Annotated in this window: 16 protein-coding genes and 1 riboswitch; of the genes, 3 read left to right on the top strand and 13 right to left on the bottom strand. The window is 42.9% G+C overall.

Annotation, left to right across the window (positions count from 1 at the left end; translation table 11 throughout):
* Positions 1–14: 14 nt before the first annotated feature.
* From fdhF to ABE28_RS02885, 10 genes are all read right to left on the bottom strand, one after another.
* Positions 15–2969 carry a formate dehydrogenase subunit alpha gene (gene fdhF / locus ABE28_RS02930; protein WP_064464051.1) on the bottom strand — a complete coding sequence of 985 codons (2955 nt, stop codon included), beginning with the start codon at positions 2967–2969 and terminating at the stop codon, positions 15–17.
* 263 nt (positions 2970–3232) lie between these two features.
* A complete protein-coding gene (moaD, locus tag ABE28_RS02925) occupies positions 3233–3466 on the bottom strand; it encodes a molybdopterin converting factor subunit 1 (protein WP_064464054.1) in 234 nt (77 codons plus the stop codon).
* Between the two features lie 3 nt (positions 3467–3469).
* Positions 3470–3934, bottom strand: coding sequence for a molybdenum cofactor biosynthesis protein MoaE (locus tag ABE28_RS02920; RefSeq protein ID WP_064464056.1), 465 nt, complete (start codon positions 3932–3934; stop codon positions 3470–3472).
* A gap of 44 nt (positions 3935–3978) precedes the next feature.
* Positions 3979–5271 carry a molybdopterin molybdotransferase MoeA gene (locus tag ABE28_RS02915; RefSeq protein ID WP_064464058.1) on the bottom strand — a complete coding sequence of 431 codons (1293 nt, stop codon included), beginning with the start codon at positions 5269–5271 and terminating at the stop codon, positions 3979–3981.
* A 17-nt stretch (positions 5272–5288) separates the two neighbouring features.
* Positions 5289–6305 carry a MoeB/ThiF family adenylyltransferase gene (locus tag ABE28_RS02910; RefSeq protein ID WP_064464060.1) on the bottom strand — a complete coding sequence of 339 codons (1017 nt, stop codon included), beginning with the start codon at positions 6303–6305 and terminating at the stop codon, positions 5289–5291.
* Between the two features lie 125 nt (positions 6306–6430).
* Complete coding sequence (gene moaC, locus ABE28_RS02905) at positions 6431–6916, bottom strand: cyclic pyranopterin monophosphate synthase MoaC (protein ID WP_064464062.1); 486 nt, start codon at positions 6914–6916, stop codon at positions 6431–6433.
* Between the two features lie 49 nt (positions 6917–6965).
* Positions 6966–7982 carry a GTP 3',8-cyclase MoaA gene (moaA, locus tag ABE28_RS02900; RefSeq protein ID WP_064464064.1) on the bottom strand — a complete coding sequence of 339 codons (1017 nt, stop codon included), beginning with the start codon at positions 7980–7982 and terminating at the stop codon, positions 6966–6968.
* A gap of 54 nt (positions 7983–8036) precedes the next feature.
* Entirely contained in the window at positions 8037–8825 is a 789-nt protein-coding gene (gene fdhD, locus ABE28_RS02895) for a formate dehydrogenase accessory sulfurtransferase FdhD (protein WP_064464066.1), read from the bottom strand.
* 58 nt (positions 8826–8883) lie between these two features.
* A complete protein-coding gene (locus tag ABE28_RS02890; protein WP_064464069.1) occupies positions 8884–9948 on the bottom strand; it encodes a P-loop NTPase in 1065 nt (354 codons plus the stop codon).
* A gap of 492 nt (positions 9949–10440) precedes the next feature.
* Complete coding sequence (locus ABE28_RS02885) at positions 10441–11814, bottom strand: amino acid permease (RefSeq protein WP_064464071.1); 1374 nt, start codon at positions 11812–11814, stop codon at positions 10441–10443.
* Between the two features lie 514 nt (positions 11815–12328).
* Positions 12329–12407, top strand: a riboswitch (glycine riboswitch).
* 182 nt (positions 12408–12589) lie between these two features.
* On the opposite strand from ABE28_RS02885, the gene ABE28_RS02880 reads away from it, so the two are divergent.
* The 3 genes from ABE28_RS02880 (at position 12590) to ABE28_RS02870 (ending at position 15787) form a co-directional block, all read left to right on the top strand.
* The gene (locus ABE28_RS02880; protein ID WP_064464073.1) at positions 12590–13927 is read left to right on the top strand and encodes an amino acid permease; all 1338 of its coding nucleotides are present in this window, start codon (positions 12590–12592) and stop codon (positions 13925–13927) included.
* A 187-nt stretch (positions 13928–14114) separates the two neighbouring features.
* Complete coding sequence (locus tag ABE28_RS02875) at positions 14115–14315, top strand: DUF3311 domain-containing protein (RefSeq protein WP_064464075.1); 201 nt, start codon at positions 14115–14117, stop codon at positions 14313–14315.
* Positions 14312–15787: a sodium:solute symporter family protein gene (locus ABE28_RS02870; protein WP_064464077.1), complete on the top strand. Its 1476-nt coding sequence runs from the start codon at positions 14312–14314 to the stop codon at positions 15785–15787. The genes ABE28_RS02875 and ABE28_RS02870 overlap by 4 nt, the downstream gene beginning before the upstream one ends.
* Before the next feature lie 416 nt (positions 15788–16203).
* Here ABE28_RS02870 and argH read toward each other — a convergent pair whose 3' ends face one another.
* The 3 genes from argH to ABE28_RS02855 are packed head-to-tail and all read right to left on the bottom strand — an operon-like array spanning position 16204 to position 20501.
* A complete protein-coding gene (gene argH, locus ABE28_RS02865) occupies positions 16204–17688 on the bottom strand; it encodes an argininosuccinate lyase (RefSeq protein ID WP_064464079.1) in 1485 nt (494 codons plus the stop codon).
* A gap of 15 nt (positions 17689–17703) precedes the next feature.
* A complete protein-coding gene (locus ABE28_RS02860; protein WP_064464081.1) occupies positions 17704–19392 on the bottom strand; it encodes an ABC transporter permease in 1689 nt (562 codons plus the stop codon).
* Positions 19389–20501 carry an ABC transporter ATP-binding protein gene (locus tag ABE28_RS02855; protein ID WP_064464083.1) on the bottom strand — a complete coding sequence of 371 codons (1113 nt, stop codon included), beginning with the start codon at positions 20499–20501 and terminating at the stop codon, positions 19389–19391. Before ABE28_RS02855 ends, ABE28_RS02860 begins: the two co-directional genes overlap by 4 nt.
* Between the last annotated feature and the right edge of the window lie 12 nt (positions 20502–20513).

The following is a 20513-nucleotide window of genomic DNA, read 5'->3' as shown; positions in this document are numbered from 1 at the left end:
CATATTACCCCCTATCACTTTCTATCCGCTGTTATATTCAGGTCTGCAATCGGCTCATAATCTCCACGATTCCATTTACGTTCAACCTGTACACCGAGCTGTGGATTTCGCTTAGCATACCGAGGGTTGTATAAAGGAAGTGGTTTGCTGCCCTTGACATTAATTATTTCCATTTTCACTTTTGTCTGTTTATACGCCGGTGTTTGCGTTCGAACATCGCCAATGCTTCCAGTTAATAAATTAATCGCATTTTCATGGCTTACTGAATGCATCGGTACATATAACTCTTTTCCTTGCACACGATCCGTCACAACTGCCCGCAGTTTGATGGCACCATATGGTGACACAAGACGTACTAAAGAACCATCCTTAATACCGCGTTCTTTGGAAAGTTCCGGTGAAACCTCTACGAATACTTCAGGCAATTTATACTGAAGGCCCTTAGATTTGTTAGTCATGTTTCCTTCATGGAAATGTTCCAAAAGCCTTCCGTTATTTAACGTAAGATCAAATTCATGTGCAAACTCAATGGGCGGCACATATTCCACTAGAGAAAAGCGAGCTCTTCCATCAGGGAAGTTAAAATGGTCCGTATAAAGAAGAGGCTCATCTGTACCATCTTTTTTCACTGGCCACATTAAACTTTTCCACCCTTCAAGCCGTTCATACGATACACCTTCAAATAGCGGAGACAGGCTTGCAATCTCATCCATGATTTCACTTGGATGCTCATAGTTCCAATCAGCACCCATATATTTTGCAACTTGTTGCAGGATCCACCAATCCGGTTTGGAGTCACCTAAAGGATCAAGCACACGGTACAGACGTTGAATCCGTCTCTCTGTATTCGTGAATGTACCATCTTTCTCCAATGAAGGAGCTGCCGGTAAAACGACATCTGCAAATTGAGCCGTTTTCGTTAAGAAGATATCTTGGACGACAAAGAATTCCAACTTACTCAGCGTTTCATGTACATGATTGGAATTTGAATCCACCCAGGCCATGTCCTCTCCCATTAGATACATCGCTTTTAAATCACCATTCTCCACTGCTTCTAACATTTCAATGTTCGTTAGCCCTGGCTTATCAGAAATATTCACTCCATATGATTGTTCAAACTTTTCTCGCGCCCTGACATCTGATAGGCGCTGATTTCCTGGAAGCCACTGTGGAAGGGTACCCATGTCACATGATCCTTGCACATTATTATGGCCACGAAGAGGATAGGCCCCTGCACCATGGCGGCCAAAGTTTCCTGTTACCAATAGAAGGTTCGCGATGGCTGCTGATGTATGCGATCCTGAAACGTTTTGAGTGACGCCCATTCCCCATAAAATACATGTTCCATCCGCTTCATGGATCATTTTGGCAGTTTCGATAAGCTGTGCTTTTGATAGGCCTGTCACTTCTTCTGCATATTCAAGTGTGTATTTTTCTAATAGCTCAGCATATTCACTATACTGATTCACATGTTTTTCAATGAATGCTTCATCATGCCAGCCTTGATCGATGATGTACTTGGCAATGGCCGTTATCCAGACATAATCCGTTCCTTGTTTTGGATGCAGAAACAAATCTGAGCGCTCAGCCATTTCATGTTTGCGAAGGTCCGAAACGATTAATTTTTGTCCGTGTAATTTTTTTGCACGTTTTACCCGAGTTGCCAATACCGGATGACCTTCAGTTGGATTCGCCCCAATGATGATGACAAGACCTGCACTGGCAATATCTTTGATTGTACCGGAATCTCCTCCATACCCGACTGTCGAAAGCAATCCATCTGTGGCAGGAGACTGACAGTATCTTGAACAGTTATCAATGTTATTCGATTCGAATATTTGGCGGGCTAATTTTTGCATAAGATAGGCGTCTTCATTCGTTGTTTTGGAGGAGCTTACAAAACCTAGCGCATGCCCTCCGAAGGTTTGTTTAAGTGAACCCATTTTTTCTGCAATCAATGTTAAAGCTTCATTCCATGTGGCAGGTACAAATGCTTCTCCTTTACGGATTAAAGGTGTAGTAAGACGTTGTTCACTGTTTACGAAGTCCCATCCGAATTTCCCTTTCACACAGGTTGAAACGCTGTTGACAGGACTATTTTCAGTTGGTTCAACTTTTAAAATTTCACGTCCTTTTGTCCAAACCTCGAAGGAACATCCTACGCCACAAAAGGTACAAACGGTTTTTGTTTTTTTTGTACGTGTATCACGCATTGCCGCTTCCACTTCCGATAGAGCAAAAATGGTTTTATAATCCGGTTCGACTTCTTTTATCAGATCAACCATGGGATCTAACAAATCTTTCGGGATGGCTGTCATGAGCCCAGCTTCGCCCAACATCGACTTTTCCATCAATGCGTTACAAGGGCAAACGGTGGCACACTGTCCGCAAGATACACAAGAAGATTCATTGATCGATTTGCCATCATCCCACACGACACGCGGAATCTCACGTTCCCAATCGATGGATAGGGTTTCATTGACCTGTAGGTCTTGACAAACTTCCACACAACGACCGCAAAGGATACATTGATCCGGATCGTATCGGTAAAATGGATGTGACATATCCACCTCATATCCTTTTTCCCGATATGGGCGGGTTTGATGTTCAATTTCCAATAACTCGGCTGTGTTATGAACTCGGCAATTCCCGTTGTTATTATCACAAACCGTACAATACAGTAAATGGTTCTCCAAAATGCGATCCATTGCTTCCATTTGTGAAGCCTTGGCCAATTCTGATGATGTCAATATATTCATTCCAGCCTCTATTTCCGTGGAACAGGCTCTCATGATTTTCCCGTCAATTTCGCACATACACGTATCACACGTTTGAATGGGACCTAATACTTCCGAATAACAGATATGTGGGTGATCTATTTCCAGTTCCAAAAGATAATCTAGAATTCGAGTCCCTTGTTTCACTTCATGTTGCTGCCCATTAATTTTCACTCGGACTTTTTCTGCCATTTTAAAATCTCCTATTCTAAAAAAATCAAAAAAAGCCCGCCATAAAATAGAGTGTACACAAAATCATGCACATCTATTTTATGGCGGGCTAATAACTAAGCAGTTTTATCTACTTGTAATCCGTCTCACCACAATATAAAAAGAAAAACAGGATATTACGGCAAGTTGTCGTTACCTAATATCAATGATTTCCTTATACGTATCTTCATATTTCATTATAATACTTTAAATAAGTAAGCTCAATAAGAATTTCCCGCCATTCATCATCCACCGCTTACAGGGGGAATAAAGGCAACTGTGTCTTGATCTTTTATCATTGCCTCATCCGTTACAAAGCTTTCGTTAATGGCTGTCATGAATGGCTCAAAAGATAGAAGCGGATACTTGCTTTCAAAATATTGTTTTAGCTGCAAAACTGTTATCCGATCTTTTTTTATTATTATTCGATCCAATCCAATCACTTCCCTTATTCCCGCGAAGAATAACACTGTGATCATTTCTTATCCCTCCTCACTTGGCCTTCCTTCCGGATATTCAGCAGTCTCCAATTGATCTCCAATCCACATCGTCCCGTCTTCCCAAAATTCCTTTTTCCAAATGGGAACGATTTGTTTAATTCGTTCGATAGCATACTCATTTGCTTCGTACGCTATTGAACGATGAGGTGAGGAAACGGCGATTACAACGGCTATATCCGTTATTTCTAATTTGCCTACTCTATGGGTGATAGCCACCCATGCATCAGGCCATGCCCTTTCGATTTCTTCCCCTATTAGATTCAACATTTTTATCGCCATCGAATCGTACGCTTGATATTCAAGGGACAACGTTTTCTTGCCTTTAGTCAATTCCCTCACGGTTCCAATGAAAATTGTAATGGCGCCAGCTTCCCTTCTGGAAACCAGGTTTGTTACCTCTTCTACAGATATGGGTTCACGGACTATTTTAAACATGCTTTGTACCATTTTTTTCACTACCTCCACGAATGCTTTGCCGCTAATTTGGAATCCTACATTCTGTAGGATGGAACGATATTATCCCAAGGCCATTCACTGCCCTGCACGTCTTCCAATAATAAGACATCAACTGCCATTCCCTTTTGATACCCTCTCGTACCTCCCGGAAGAACGATAAAGGCATCTGCTGTTGCTAAAGAGGAAACGGCACCTGATTTATTAAAACCTGAAGGTGAAGCCAGTAGCCTTCCTTCATCATAGGAAAGTGACCCCCTTATTAATCGTGTAAACGGATTGGGTTTTGTAAAATCTTCCCCTAACCATGCAGTCTCCCTTTTAAGATGTGGCCGATCATTGAATAATTGGATTCGGATCGCAGGGCGGGCAAATAATTCAAATCCAACGTAACAAGCAGACGGATTTCCTGACAAACCGAATAATAATTTTCCATTCATTTGCGCAACCGTCGTTACACTTCCAGGCCGCATCGCCACCTTATTAAAAAGGACAGCAGCCCCTAATTTATCGTAAATGGCAGGCAAATAATCATAATCACCTACAGACACACCTCCGGTAGTAATAAGCATATCCACTTCGGACAAAGCGTTTTTGACAGCCATAAAGCAGCTATCGAAATCATCATCTAATTTTCCGAGATATTTGAATTCACCTCCGGCTCTTTCAATTTGGGAAAGAATCATGTAGGCATTGCTATTCCTGATTTTCCCCGGTTTAAGCTGTTCACTTACTTCAAGAAGTTCACTTCCAGTAGCCAATACTCCTACAATAGGCTTTTTGGCAACAGGTACGTTGCTGTATCCAAACGTAGCCAGTAACGCTGTTATACCTGGATTGATATAGGTACCCCGTTTTGCCAATACGGCCCCTTTTGTTGTATCTTCTCCTTCAAAAGAGATGTTATCTCCTTCGTTAAGGGACCGTTTAATTTCAATGAATTTTTGGTTAGCTTCTGTGAATTCATTCACTAATTCAAGCATGATGACAGCATTGCACCCTTCAGGAATTTGAGCACCGGTCATGATTCGAACGGCTTCAAAGGCTCCGACCTGTCCATCAAAGACCATACCAGCACCTATCTCTCCCGCCACTTTCAATGAAACGGGATGATGGGAAGTGGCCGTTCGAGTATCTTCGGATCGAATGGCAAATCCATCATATGGCGAACGGTCAAAGGAAGGCACATTGTGATCGGCTATCAGGTCTTCAGCCAAAAACCGTCCAGAGGCCGATTCAAGTGATATCGTTTCCTTTTTACCATTCTTCGCGTATTGCGTTACTTTACGTACACATTCACCTATAGAGATGGGGGTTCGTCTTTCTACCATAACGTTCACTCCTTCTATTAGCCCAGTAGACGATAATACAGATTTTTGGCAAGCTGGATATCATTCGTTCCATGGACAAAAACACGTCCATCCCTAAATATGACCAAACGATGATTTTGAAGCTGGCAGGAAACCAAATAAAGGTTTCTCGTTACCGCACCGTGAGCTTTCAATCGTTTTTCCATTTGTTCAAAGCTATATTCAATCCTTCTGGCAGGTCTGATTTGCACGGTATTCCGCCCGCATAATACTTCTGTTTTAGTCTGGTTTTCATACGATAAATAAGGATAAGTCCTAACTGTCCCACAGGTCGGGCAACCTTTTTTATTAATTTTATCCAATTTAATGGAGTAATGTTGATTGCTCCATACGTCAAATGTCAAAAACGCGTTTCTCAGCGATGCACAATTACCTACAAGAATTTTGAACGCTTCCGCCACTTGATAAGCGGAAACGATTTGGACAGCCGGGCTAATAATGCCTGCTGTATCACATGTTGCACCGCCGTTCGGAACTTTCTTTAGGAGGCAATGCAGACAGGGCGTCCTGCCGGGAATAATCGTGTACGTGGCCCCATAGCTTCCTACACATGAGCCATAAATCCACGGGATGTTAAACTTATGTGAAAGATCATTTATAATGAAGCGAATGTCAAAATTGTCCGTACCATCGATGATGACATCGACGCCGCGTAACAAGTCTTCCAAATTTTCCGGTCTTGCATCCAATACAAGCGCTTCGATTTCAACTTCCGAATTAATTTGCATCAAATGCCTTTCCGCAGCTACCGCTTTTGGAATTTGGCCTTTTGCATCACTTTCGTAATATAACTGCTGGCGCTGCAAATTGCTCCATTCCACATAATCTCGATCAATAATTGTCAGCTTTCCGATTCCTGCTCGCACTAACGCTTCAGCACCGGCACTGCCCAATGCCCCAGCTCCAACAATCAGCACATGCTTATTTCTGATTTCTTCCTGACCCTTCAAGCCTATTTGCTTGAACAGCTGTTGCCGTGAATAACGGTCATTCAACGAACTCTCCTACTTTCTAACGAGAATCATTTACACTAGCCAAACTTCATTGGTAACGTCACCTAATCACCTTCGGAGTTTGGTGGTGTTAAAGGATTTTTCAATATTAATAACCTAGTAGATGATCATCTTTCATGAAAAAAGTCCCCGCTTTTCCCACCCGTTTTCTGGACTAAAAATGTTTCTTTAATGACCATGGTTTTATCCACAGCTTTACACATATCATAAAAGGTAAGAGCAGCAACAGATACAGCAGTTAAAGCCTCCATTTCAACTCCCGTTTTCTCATTGCATTTCACCGTAGCTCGTATGATTAGATCATAGCCCTTGTCACTTTTATGATAATGGAAGGAAAAGTTACTTCCTTGCAGCATGATTGGATGGCACATTGGAATGATGTCAGCCGTTTTTTTAGCAGCCATTATTCCGGCAATCTGTGCTACTTGAAGAGGATCGCCTTTTTTGATTAATTTGTTTTCAATCGCATCGAACAGTTCATTGGATAAAGCGATCGTGCTTTGAGCAATAGCTGTCCGCGGTGTAATTTCTTTTTCGGAAACATCGACCATCTTAGGTCTTCCTTCTTCATTCCAATGTGAAAAATTGCTCATGATTTACCTCCTTCGCATGTTATGAATCTATTAAAAGCGGATAAAAGGTTTATCCTCCTATATGAGACATTTCTACCTTTGAACCGTTTTTTGGACTTTTTCCATTTGCACGTTCATCAGAATAACGATCACTGCGATGGTTCCATATATCCGTAATTTCATTGGTAATCACTTCATCCGATTCTTCAGAGCGAAGCAAATGACGAAGGTCATACCCACTTGATGCAAATAAACATGTATATAATTTCCCTTCGGCAGAAATCCGGGCCCTAGAACAGGTCGAACAAAAAGAATCGGTGACGGATGAAATGATGCCGATTTCTTGATCATCATCCATATATCGATACCTGGTTGCCACTTCCCCTACATAATTCGGCTTCATTCGTTCAAGTGGCATCACTTCTCCAATTCGATTCAAAATGTCTTGTTTGGTCATGACTTCTGCCATTCTCCAGCCATTTGAATTTCCTACATCCATATACTCAATGAAGCGAAGTGTATGTTTTTTTTCTTTAAAGTACCTTGCCATGGGGACGATATCTTGATCGTTTTTCCCTTTTTGAACAACCATATTCACTTTCACTTCTAACCCTGCGTCAGAAGCTGCCTGGATTCCTTCCAAAACTCTCTCAACCTTGCTCCTATTGCCATTCAACTGGGTGAAACGTTCATCATCTAACGAATCCAGACTAACTGTCACCCTTCTTAACCCAGCATCAAATAAGAGAGGAGCAAATTTTTTAAGAAGAGATCCGTTCGTCGTGATGGCAATATCCCCGACTCCGGCAATTGAATTCAAACGGCGGATCAATGCTGGAAGATCCTTGCGTAATAGTGGCTCTCCTCCTGTAATCCGTATTTTCGTAACACCTAAAGAAACGAATATACGGGTTAAACGCTCCATTTCATCAAAAGACAGAATTTTATCAGAAGCTAAAAAGGGATAATCGGGACCAAAGATTTCCTCAGGCATGCAATAACGGCAGCGGAAATTACAACGATCCGTTACAGATAAACGTAAATCCTTCAAAGGACGTTGCCATGTATCAAAGATAACTTTTTCCATAACCTTCAACTCTCTTCCATAAGAATGAAAACGAACACGATTATCCAACCGCGTTCATAGAATTCGTTCCGGACATGTATAAATATTAAAAGATTGATTTCGAATAAAACCTACTGTCGTAATTCCCAACCCTTCCGCTAACTCTAGCGCCAATTCAGTAGGAGCGGATTTCGACAGAACTATTTCACAACCTATTTTCGCCACCTTCAATAAAATTTCTGATGATATCCGTCCACTGAAAACAATGATCTTATCACCGATCGGAATGTCATTTTTCAAGCAGTACCCGTATATTTTATCCAACGCATTATGTCTTCCTATATCCATGCGGCTTAGCATGAAATCCTTCACATCACATAAGGAAGCATTATGAACTCCTCCCGTATCCTGGAAAATAGTAGCTGATTCCTGTAAATTCCTCATCAAACGCAAGCAATCATCCGGGGAAATCTTCACTCGGATATCATTCATTTTCTTGGCGGTCAAAGCATCATTGACAAAAACGAACCCTTGCCTGCTCATCCCGCAGCAAGATGTAATGTAGCGCTTGTTCTGGAAGCTTTGAAAATAAGGATTCAGCTTATCGATTTTCACATGTACATACCCTTCTTTTTCTTGAAACCAAATATTTTTAATCTCCTCGTATCTTCTTATGATTCCTTCCGATGCTAAGTAGCCGATGACCATATCTTCAATGTACTCCGGTGTACAGACCATCGTAACGAATTCCTGTTCATTGATTTTTACCGTAACAGGAAACTCTGTAACAATTACATCCTCGGCATTTACAATATGCCCATTCGCATATTTCAGAATTCCCCTTTTCCCCACCGTCGGTTTCATATAATGATCATCCTTAAAATTATATTCTTTTTAAAGGGTTCTATACTTTTTCATAGAATCAATTTCTTAATACTTGTTCTCTATGAACGAGGTCTTGAGCTAGCGACGCAAACATTTCCCCAGTAAGCGAATCTTCATCATAAACATTTGAATGATTATTTTCCTCTCGTTTTGCAAAGGGGATTCTCGCAATGACTTCAGACTCTAGCTGATGTGCCAGCATATCACCGCCGCCCTTTCCAAAGAGGTAATTTCTTGAACCATCCTGTTCTTCATAATAAGACATATTCTCCACGATACCTAGAACTTCATGTTTAGTATGTTTAGCCATGGCTCCTGCTCTAGAAGCAACATAAGAAGCGACATTATGTGGAGTCGTGACGATGATTTCCCTTGATTGAGGAATCATGGCGGCTACATCAATCGCTACGTCTCCCGTGCCGGGCGGCAAATCGAGAAGAAGATAATCAAGTTCTCCCCAATGTGTATTTGTAAGGAAGTTTTGAATCCATTTATTTAACATCGGCCCTCTCCACATGACCGGATTATTATTTTCCGTAAAGAAACCCATCGACATAATTTTAACACCGTTACTAATAACTGGGATGGCCGTTTTATCGATCATGGTTGGTTTTTGTTTCACTTCCATCATTGCCGGAATACTAAATCCATAAATATCAGCATCTAAAATGCCTACCTTTTTACCCATTCGAGCCAAAGCAGTAGCTAGGTTCACAGTAACCGTCGATTTCCCCACCCCTCCTTTTCCACTCGTCACCGCAATAAATCGGACTCCTGAATCCGTTCGCAGCATGTTGGGCATTCCCGTTTCTGTCGTAGCATTTTGTTTTAAGGTTTTTGTTAATGCAGCGCGTTCATCCGCTGTCATGGAGCCAAAGGTCAATGACACATTCGAGGCCCCTATCCCTTTAAGGGAACTTTCGACATCCTCTTTTATCCTGGCCTTTAAAGGACATCCGGAAATCGTTAAAACCACTTCAAGTTCGACATTTGACCCATCTATTTCAATATTCCTTACCATATTTAAATCCACGATACTTTTATGCAATTCGGGATCCTCGACGTGCTTCAGCGCTTTCATGATTTCTTCGTGTGTCAACATACCTATCATTCCTTTTCAATTTAATAAAGTCATTTCCCTTTCATTATGGCCAACCGGTTTGGAAAAAGATTCAAGTATATGAATTTCATCGAATAAAATAGTCGTTGCAACAAAAGAGGGAAACAAAAAAGCCCATCATAAAATAAATTGTGTACAAATACATACACAGCCTATTTTATGATGGGCTAATGACTAAGCAGCTTTACCTACCAGTTATCCATCTCATCATGTAAAATAAATATAAAAATCAGGATACAAAGGCAACTTGCGGTTACCCCATATCAATGAATTTGTAATTTCATTATAATACTTTTGATCTATAAGCTCAATAACTTATCTAGATTAATTTTGAGACGCAGCTTAGGGCAAGCTGTTTTCTTGTATATGGCTCAACTCTTTCGTGTTTTACTCGTGAATGACATTTTTGTTGCTTCAGAAAGGTAAAAACCAAGCACATCCGCTTAAGAGAGTGGGCTTGGTGTTGAAATTATCCTAAAGATCTTCATCCTTTAAAGGCGTTCGCTTATCCATTTTCAGCAGGTAATAGCTCGCTGCGACCAAGGCTAGGAAGATGATTCCGACAAGCAGCGATATCCTGGTGCTCGGATTGATCGCCATACCGACAAGCACCATCAGTAAAAAGGCAATCGTCGCGTAGTTGCTGAAAGGCGCCAATGGCATTTTGAATGGATGTTTCTCCATTTCAGCAGCATTTACCTTTCTGAACTTCAGCTCACTGATGAGCAGGACAAACCATGGAATCATCCCAGGTAGAACGCTTGCACTGTACACATAAAGGAACACTTGCGGCGGTGCAAGGTAGTTCAGGATAACTCCGATGCCCAAGCCTAAAAGTACAGCGATCGTGCAATAGGCCGGTACGCCACTTTTTGATACCTTTGCAAAGATTCTTGGCGCTTGGCCGTTTTGCGCTAATGTGTACAGCATCCTTCCTGCACTGAAAATCCCGCTGTTACAGCCTGACATCGCTGCCGTGATCACGACGAAGTTAATGATTCCTGCCGCTGCAGTGATTCCTATCTTTGCAAAGGTTGAAACGAAAGGACTGCCTATCGCATCGAGTTGATTCCAAGGAAAGACCGTCACGATGACGAATATGGCGCCGATATAAAAAATTAAGATGCGCCATATGATTGATTGGATCGCTTTTGTGACCGTCTTCGTTGGGTCTTTTGCTTCACCTGCCGTAATGCCGATGAGCTCAACTCCTTGGTAGGAAGCTACGACAAGGGACAGCGCAAAAAAGAACCCTGTCCAGCCTCCCGTGAAGAAGCCGCCATTTGACCATAGATTGGATAACCCAATGGCATCCCCGCCATTTCCTATTCCGAAGAAAATGAGGCCGATACCGGCAATGATCATCAGTACGATCGTGATGATTTTTATGAGTGCGAACCAAAATTCGAATTCACCGAAAGATTTTACGGAAATGAGGTTGGCCGCCCCCAAAATGATCATGGCGACGACACCTGGAATCCAAGCAGGCAGCTCAGGGAACCAGTACTGCATATACAGGCCAACGGCAATGATTTCGGACATTCCGACGATTACCCATTGAAACCAGTTGCTCCAAGCAGTCATATAACCTGCCAATGGATGGATATAGCTACTCGCAAAGGTTGCGAAAGAACCTGTAGTGGGCTCCAAATAAAGCATTTCGCCCATGGAGCGCATGATGAAAAATATAAAAATACCTGCGATGGCATATGCAAGCATTACGGATGGCCCGGTCCATTTGATCGTGCTCGCCGATCCCATGAATAGCCCGACCCCGATGGTTCCGCCCAAGGCTATCATTTGTATGTGTCGTGCCTCCAGCCCTCTCTTCAATTCCTTGTTTGACATGTTTGACTCCTCCAGGTGCTTATTCTATGTTCTACCCGACTCTTTATTAATTTAATTTTGCATTTGATTTTGTATAGTACTGTAATTTCATTTTCTTATCTTATAATAGTAAATATTCTGTAAAAATACAAATGTATTTTTGAAAAAAACAGCTGGCAAAAACTATCTTTTTAAAAATCCTTACCTGAAACTATCATTTCAGAAAAATGATGAACAATATTCAGGAATAGTGATTATTCAAAAGTTGTAAAAAAATCCATTTTTCCGCTGGAGCTCCTGTTTGTGTGCGGTCAAAAATCTTCCTCACATCAAGATCGTAAACCCGGATTCAAGCTTATACGACCTCCAGAAATAATTTGTTGACCGATAGATTAATAAATGATAGAATTCGAATATTATTTTATAAGGATAATGAATGTTTTATCGTGAAAGCGCACCACTTGCCTTTCATGAAAGACGTTCATTGACAACCGCATACAAGCAAGCGATGAATGCTATGGATGACACTATAGCAGGAGCAGCTTCTGGAGAGACTGTACAAGATGCAGCGCCGAAGGATTCACAATCTCAGGCAAAAGGACAGAAGAGTAACGAACGATAAATTGTTATTCTGAACCCTTTAAGAGATTGGTATTTTCCAATCTCTTTTTTCATTGTCCACTTTTCTGTTAAGACGGAACAAACGAGGCGACGCTTCACGTCCCTCTCTCCAAGACCGTACCGGTTTGAAATAATTTTTCATTACTTAGACTTTGAAAAGGCGGGGGCGTATCGAATGGCTAAACAGGAGTTAAAAAGAGATCTACAGAATCGGCATGTACAATTGATTGCGATAGGGGGAACCATTGGTACCGGTTTATTTTTAGGGTCCGGAAAAGCCATTCAATTGGCGGGACCATCCATCATTTTTTCGTATCTAATCATAGGGATAGCCTTGTTTTTTGTCATGAGGGCCCTAGGTGAATTGCTCTTATCCAACGCAGGTTATACGTCATTCACCGAATTCGCAGCCGAATATATCGGACCGTGGGCTGGATTCGTGACAGGATGGACCTATTGGTTCTGTTGGATCATGACCGCAATGGCCGATATCATCGCCGTTGGTGTCTATATGCAATACTGGTTCGATATCCCGCAATGGATTCCGGCTCTCATATGTCTTGTCATTTTATTAGGATTGAACCTATTGACCGTCAGGCTATTTGGCGAATTGGAATTTTGGTTTGCCATCATTAAGGTAATTACGATCATCGCCATGATCGTCGCTGGAATCATTTTATTGATCATCGGCTTCAAAACAAGCACAGGAACGGTTTCATTAACGAATCTTTGGAGTCATGGAGGCATGTTCCCCCATGGCATATCCGGTTTCCTTTTGTCTCTGCAATTGGTCGTCTTCTCCTTTGTAGGTGTCGAATTGGTTGGGGTTTCTGCAGCAGAAACGGCAAACCCCAAAAAAAACATCCCGTCTGCCATCAATAAAATCCCTATCCGGATTTTACTGTTCTATGTCGGTGCCTTATTCGTCATCCTGGTTGTGAACCCTTGGACGCAACTGGATGCGACGAGCAGCCCATTTGTAGAAGTTTTTGCTTTAATCGGCATTCCTGTCGCTGCTGGAATCATCAATTTCGTTGTATTGACATCGGCCGCTTCCGCATGCAACAGCGGTTTATTTTCAACAAGCCGCATTCTATATACGCTAAGCAGGAATGACGAAGCCTCTGCCAAACTGGCACATTTAAATAAACAGGCTGTTCCAAGCAATGCCTTATTTACTTCAACTATCGTTGTATCAATAGGAGCATTGTTAAGCAAACTTATACCGGATCAGGCCTTTACAGTTGTGACGACCATCAGCGCCATCTGTTTCATCTGGGTTTGGAGCATCATCTTGATCTCCCATATCAGATATACGAAAATGCGCCCTGACTTAAGGGCCAAATCGACTTTCAAGGCACCCTTCACACCCTTCATAAATTATTTGATTCTAGGATTATTCGCATTCATCCTGCTGGTCATGCTATTTGCTGAAGCTACACGACTATCACTAATGATGACGCCGATCTGGTTCATACTCTTGGCGACGCTTTATAAATATAAAAACCGATAGCGAATAAGATGAAGCCTTGAACTCAATAGAATTCAAGGCTTCATCCATCCCATGGCCGGGACTGCTTAAATATATAAGCACCCACATTAAATTTTATATCAAAATAGTGTAAGCTATATATCATCGGCCGATTATCCAAAAATAATGGCATACGCTTCACTTTATATAAAAAGGAGGAGTTTTTTTGATGAAGATGATATATATCCTTACACTAGTTCCTTTTATAGGCATACTAGGATTTCTGCCCTTTGTGAATAGGATAGAGCCATACGTATTGGGGATGCCCTTCAATATGTTCTGGATGTCGATGTGGGTGGTCCTCACCTCTGTCATTTTGGGTATCATGTATAAGCTGGACCCAAGGAATCGCGAAGGTGACCAGGAATGAACAGTGCACTTATCATTATTTTAGCATTTTTACTTTTAGCCATATTTTTAGGCATTCGCTCATCCAAAGGGAAGGATATGAACCTCGAGCAGTGGACCGTCGGTGGACGTGGGTTCGGGGCGATATTCGTCTTTTTACTGATGGCCGGTGAAATCTATACGACCTTCTCCTTTCTTGGCGGCAGCGGCTGGGCCTATGGCAAAGGGGCACCTGCCTTATATGTTCTCATTTACATCACATTGTCTTACGTATTATCCTATTGGCTCCTTCCGGAAATATGGAAATATGCCAAAGAAAATAAACTGATGTCCCAATCCGATTTTTTTGTTAGTAAATATCAAAGCCCTATCCTCGGCATTTTGGCGGCAGTTGTCGGTGTAGTGTCGATGATTCCAGTAATCGTCGTGCAGCTGAAGGGATTGGGGATCATTGTATCCGAAGCATCTTATGGTGTCATTTCCATGTCTGCTGCGGTATGGATGGGGGCCATCGGCTTAACCATTTATGTGATGATATCAGGAATACACGGTTCAGTTTGGACGGCAGTCATTAAAGATACCTTGATGATAGCCATCATAGGCTTCTTAGGGATTTATTTGCCCATTCATTACTTCGGCGGTTTTCAACCGATGTTCGAAGCCATCGATGCAGCCAAGCCCGGTTTCCTGAAGCTTCCTGAACAGGGTCTCAGCGTATCCTGGTTCATCTCCACGGTAACCTTACTCGTGTTTGGTTTCTATATGTGGCCCCAGGTTTTCAGTGCGGTATATTCAGCGCGCAGCGGGAAGGTCTTTCGAAAAAATGCCATCATCAGCCCCATTTATACACTCATGCTACTATTCGTGTTTTTCGTGGGGTTCACGGCTATATTGAAAGTGCCTGGTCTCGTCGGCGCAGATGCCGATCTCTCCTTGCTTCGCCTTTCGATCGAGACCTTCGATCCATGGTTCATCGGCATTATTGGGGGCGCTGGATTACTGACAGCCTTGGTGCCGGGATCAATGTTATTGATGAGTGTCGCTACGCTGCTTGCAAAAAACGTCTATAAGGAAATGGCACCAGCAGCATCCGACAGGCACATCGTAAGGCTGGCAAAGCTGCTTGTGCCCATCATCGCCCTTATCGCCGTCTACTTTACCTTGAACGGCGGAGATACGATGTCAGCATTGATCCTGATGGGATACAGTCTCATTACACAGCTCTTCCCATCCCTTCTCTTTAGTTTGAAAAGGCATAATCCGATCAATAAATATGGTGCAATCGCAGGCATCATCAGCGGATTGGCCATCGTGATCTGCATCACGGTCAGTCATTCGACAATAGGAACCTTGTTTCCATCCCTGCCGCAAGCAGCGAAAGATTTGAATGTCGGAATCATCGCCTTGGCGGTCAATTTCCTGGTGATGTTCATGGTAAGCCTTGCTTTCAGTAAGAGGGCGGCTCAGGCAGAACCTACCATTAACAATATTTGAAGCTTTTAAAAGCAATTTATACAGTCCAAGGCTCAGTCAAAATGACTGGGCCTTGGACTGTACTGTAAACGCTCCTTTATAAAAACTAGGTTGGTAAACTGGATGACCTTGGGCCGTTCCTTTTCACTGCAGGCACTTAGCTTTGCTCCTGTAGGGTTACTCCCTTGGATTTTCATTCCCGCAGGAATTTCCGTTGCCTTCCTTTCAACTGACACTACACGTTTTTAAAAACTGCCGTTGCCTATATTGGTGATGTTAGTGCCACGCCCTCTTTTTGCCGGAAAAGTGACCGTGATAGTGGCAATGCCCATAGCCATTGCCTTTCCATACAAATTTTTTCACATCAGCTCTCCCTTATACTTCGCCTCGATTAATAGGGCTCGGTTTTGTCGGTTATCACGCATTGCTTAGCAGCTTCAATGATCCACTAAAGCCTTCCTTCGGTCATTCAACGCTTTCACCTTTCTCCTGCATTCCTGAACTTGCTTCTCCAGTTGTTGTTTTCTATCCACTATCATCCTCGAGACTTCTTTCGGGCTCGGTCCGCCCTGTATGCTTCTTATTTTGACAAAGTACTCGGGGGAGATGATTTTTTCCCACTCACCTTCAGCTATGTTCACTGAAGCGAATTCATGGATAAGCTTGTTAATGTCATCTGTATCCCAATCATATAGCTCTTTTCCTTCACTTATTGAACGTTTTGCGATATGACTGGCTATCGTGTGGGCCTTTCTAAATGATATCTTATGATCCCTTGTGAGCGTATCAGCCAATTCAGTAACCGTAATACAAGATTTTGCCGCCATTTCCTTTGTATGTCCTTCATCTACTTTTAAAGTCGCGATGACGGCATACATTAGCTTCATGACACGGCCTGCGTTTGCAAAAGCCCGATATAAATGCGGCTGCAAATCATCTTCCGTATCGACGATATCACCAAATGGAGTATTGTGGATCATATTCATGGCAGCAAGGGCATCACCATACGCGCTGCTTGCGATTGATCGGGAATGTTCAATGGAAACCGGGTTTCTTTTTTGCGGCATGATGCTGCTCACTTGGACATAAGGATCCGCCACATGAAATGTGCCAAACTCCCTTGTCACATGCTGCAGGAAATCTTGAATCCATCTGCCGGCATCGACCATGCATGTCATGATCGCAGTGGCGGTTTCCACTAAATAATCGGCACCGGCAATCGAGTCATAGGAATTTTCGATAACCGAATCGAACCCAAGCAGTTCAGCAGTACGGTTCCGGCTAATCGGAAAGCCAGTCGTGGTCAATGCAGCTGCACCAAGGGGAGACCGGTTCACTGTTTCGTAAGCTGCCCATAACCTGCCTGTATCTCTGTGAAGAACATCATGAATGGCCAGGAAGTAGTGGCCCAATGTTGTCGGCTGGGCCGGTTGAGTATGCGTATAGCCGGTTATATACGTTTCTAGATGCTGCTCTGCCTGCAAGAGGAATGCTTCACGCAATTGATTTACTTGATCGATCAATTGAAGAAGGCTGCCTCTCAATACAAGCCGATACATCGCGACCCCCATATCATTGCGACTGCGGCCGATATGGATTTTACCCGCTAGCTCATGGCCGATCTCATCGCCAATCTTCGCCTCCATCATGAAGAATAAGTCTTCGAATTGAGGTTGATAGGCTAGTTGGGTGATATCTGTTCGAGCCACTTTCCGAATGCCCTCCAGCATGGTTTTCGCTTCTGCTTCTTTAATGATCTTTTGCTCCGAAAGCATGATGATATGAGCACGATTAATATCGAACATCGCATGAAATAAGTAATCTCTTTGATCATTGAAAACAGGCATCAGAAGCTCCTCTGCATATGTTTTCCCTGGAAAAGCACTGCCTTCATTTTTGATAAATTCATCAAGCTTACTCATCTTTGAACCTCCGATTTATAAAGCTTTTTCCGCTTTGATTCCAAAAAACCTGTTTGAAATAAAGAGTACGATAACAATAAGCGTGATTTGAACCATCCCATATGCAGCTGCCTGCCCCATATTGAACATCCGAAGCTGATTCATGATTTCAATGGATATCGGTCTATTGGAAATCGTATACAACAGCACCGATGTCGGAAATTCCCCGACGGACTCGATGAATGCCAATAATGTCCCTGCCAACACCCCAGGCATGATAATGGGCAAAAGTACCTTTCTGAAGGTATAAAACCACTTCGCTCCAAGGTTCCTGGCCGCTTCCTCGATCGAGTCATCCAGCTGCTCCAAAACCGCGTTAGTCGAACGGACAACAAGTGGGATATGCCGGATGAAATAGGCAAGCGGCAGAATCCAGAAGCTCCCCACCAATATTTGCCCAAAAGAAAATACGCTCGGTTCATTAAAGGCGAATATCAAGTTCATCCCAATGACCGTTGCCGGCAGTGCCCAAGGAATCATGACCAAAATATCAATCATGCTTTTCCCGACGAATTTTCGTTTGACAAGCACATAGGAAGTGATCACACCGAACACTAAATTTGCCAAAGTGGCAATAACCGCCATCAGTAAACTATTCCGTAACGGTTTAAAGATATTTGGGTCTTCGAACAATAGCCGGTAATTTTCGATATTAAATACTGTTGGGTACGTTTGGAATGTCCAGGTTCCATCCGGCACAAGTGAAAGCAATAAAATCGTGAAGTGAGGTAATAGCAGGATGATCACGCCGATAATGCCCGTTACGGCCATTGCCCACTTCATCAGCGGGCTTTTCACTTCGCTTCTATGTGATCCAATACCTTTCGAGGCAATGCGGTAATCCTTCCTATTCTGATACCACCTCATGAACAACAGGAAGGAAATCGAAACGATGGATAAAATGACAGATTGAGTTGCGGCAATTTCCATATCACCATTAATCTTTGAAAAATAGATTTGCAGGCTCAGAACCCGGTATCCTCCAGCCAATAAAAACGGGGCACTGAAGGAGGCCATTGAAATCATGAAAACAAGCAAAGAAGCGGCAACGATGGCGGGCGTCAATAATGGAAATGTCACTTGCCAAAACACCTTGAATTTACCAGCCCCAAGGTTATATGCAGCTTCTTCCAATGACGGATCGATTTTATGGATTGCAGCGGAGACGGTCATATAAAAGTAGACATACATCGTATAGGCATGAACGATCAAGATTCCCGAAAGCCCGCCGATTTTAAACGGCACTTGCTCGAGCCCGAACAGATCCTTGATGACATTCGGAATCAATCCCGATTCTCCATATAAAAACAAAAAGGCCATGACCCCGACCAATGATGGCAATACGATCGGCAATATCGCTGCAGATGAAAAGAAGCTTCTGCCTGGAAAGTCATAACGATTAAAAATGAATGCGAGCGGAATGCCTATCATCGCACTGACCAATACACTCAAGCCGGAGATATAAACGGAATTCCAAAGCGCCTCCAGGTTCGTTTTCGATTCCTGTACGAAGAAGTCCTGATAATTTCCGAGGGATATCGATCCGTCTTTTTGCAAACTTTCGATGAAGGTCCTCATTGATGGATAAAGAACATATGCCGCGAGCACCAATACAACTGGGAGAAGCAGCCAAATCGTCAATCTCGTATCGCGATTTTTAATCATGGGGCATCACCGCTTATGACAGGGATAAGGCGAAGCTGGTTTGGAGGAAGTTCGACATACACGTCCTTCCCTTGATAATAGTAGCCAACTTCCTGCGTATTTAAGACGTCCACCCTTATTGACACGTTTTGGACATCCACGATGACATTCACAACAGATCCGAAGAATTGAACGGAATCGATCTTTCCTTTAAAGATATTGATTCCATCTTCGGCCACATCCAGAATCCGGATTGCTTCAGGACGTATCGCAACGGCAAGGTCCTTATCTGTACGTAAAATGGAATCTCCCTCTCCAGCTTGCTTCGGGACATCGATCGTAATTTGTTGTTCACCGTTTTCAAGCGCGACCACCATATTCTCATGTTCCACGCTTTTCACTTGAACGGGCAAAAGATTGATTTCACCTATAAAGCTTGCAACAAAATCATTGGCCGGTTGATTATAAATTTCTGCCGGAGTTCCCACCTGGTGACAAATGCCGTAATTGAACACAGCGATGCGATCACTCATCGATAATGCCTCAGCTTGATCATGTGTGACATAAATGGTGGTAATTTTATAATCACGCTGCAGCCTTAAGATCTCCACCCTCATCTCATCTCGAAGCTTGGCATCCAAATTACTTAACGGTTCATCCAGCAGCAATATTTCCGGTTCTATCACCAGTGCTCTCGCAAGGGCCACCCGTTGCTGCTGGCCGCCGCTTAACTGGCTCACTTGTCGATTTCTGTAACTCTCGAGCCTAACCTTTTGGAGGGCATCCTGCACTCTTCTCTTTAACTCGGACGAACGAATTTTTCTAACGCGCAATCCAAATGCTACATTTTCAAAAACGGTCATATGCGGAAAAAGGGCATAGTTTTGAAATACCATGCCTGTATTTCTTTTTTCCGGCGGTACGCGCGTCATATCTTTGTCGCTGAAACGGACGATGCCTTTGGTAGGATAATAAAAGCCGGCAATCATCCGAAGCGTCGTCGTTTTCCCGCAGCCACTTGGGCCAAGAAAGGTAAAAAACTCCCCTTCTTTAATATCCAGATTCAAATGGTCGACAGCTATCGTTTTCCCGAAGGCTTTTTGGACATTCTCCATTTTTATTGACGCCATCCTCCGACACTT

This window comes from Peribacillus muralis, from assembly GCF_001645685.2.
Taxonomy (GTDB): domain Bacteria; phylum Bacillota; class Bacilli; order Bacillales; family DSM-1321; genus Peribacillus; species Peribacillus muralis_A.
Note: the sequence above shows the minus strand (reverse complement) of the source record. Positions and strands in the feature narration are given on the sequence as shown.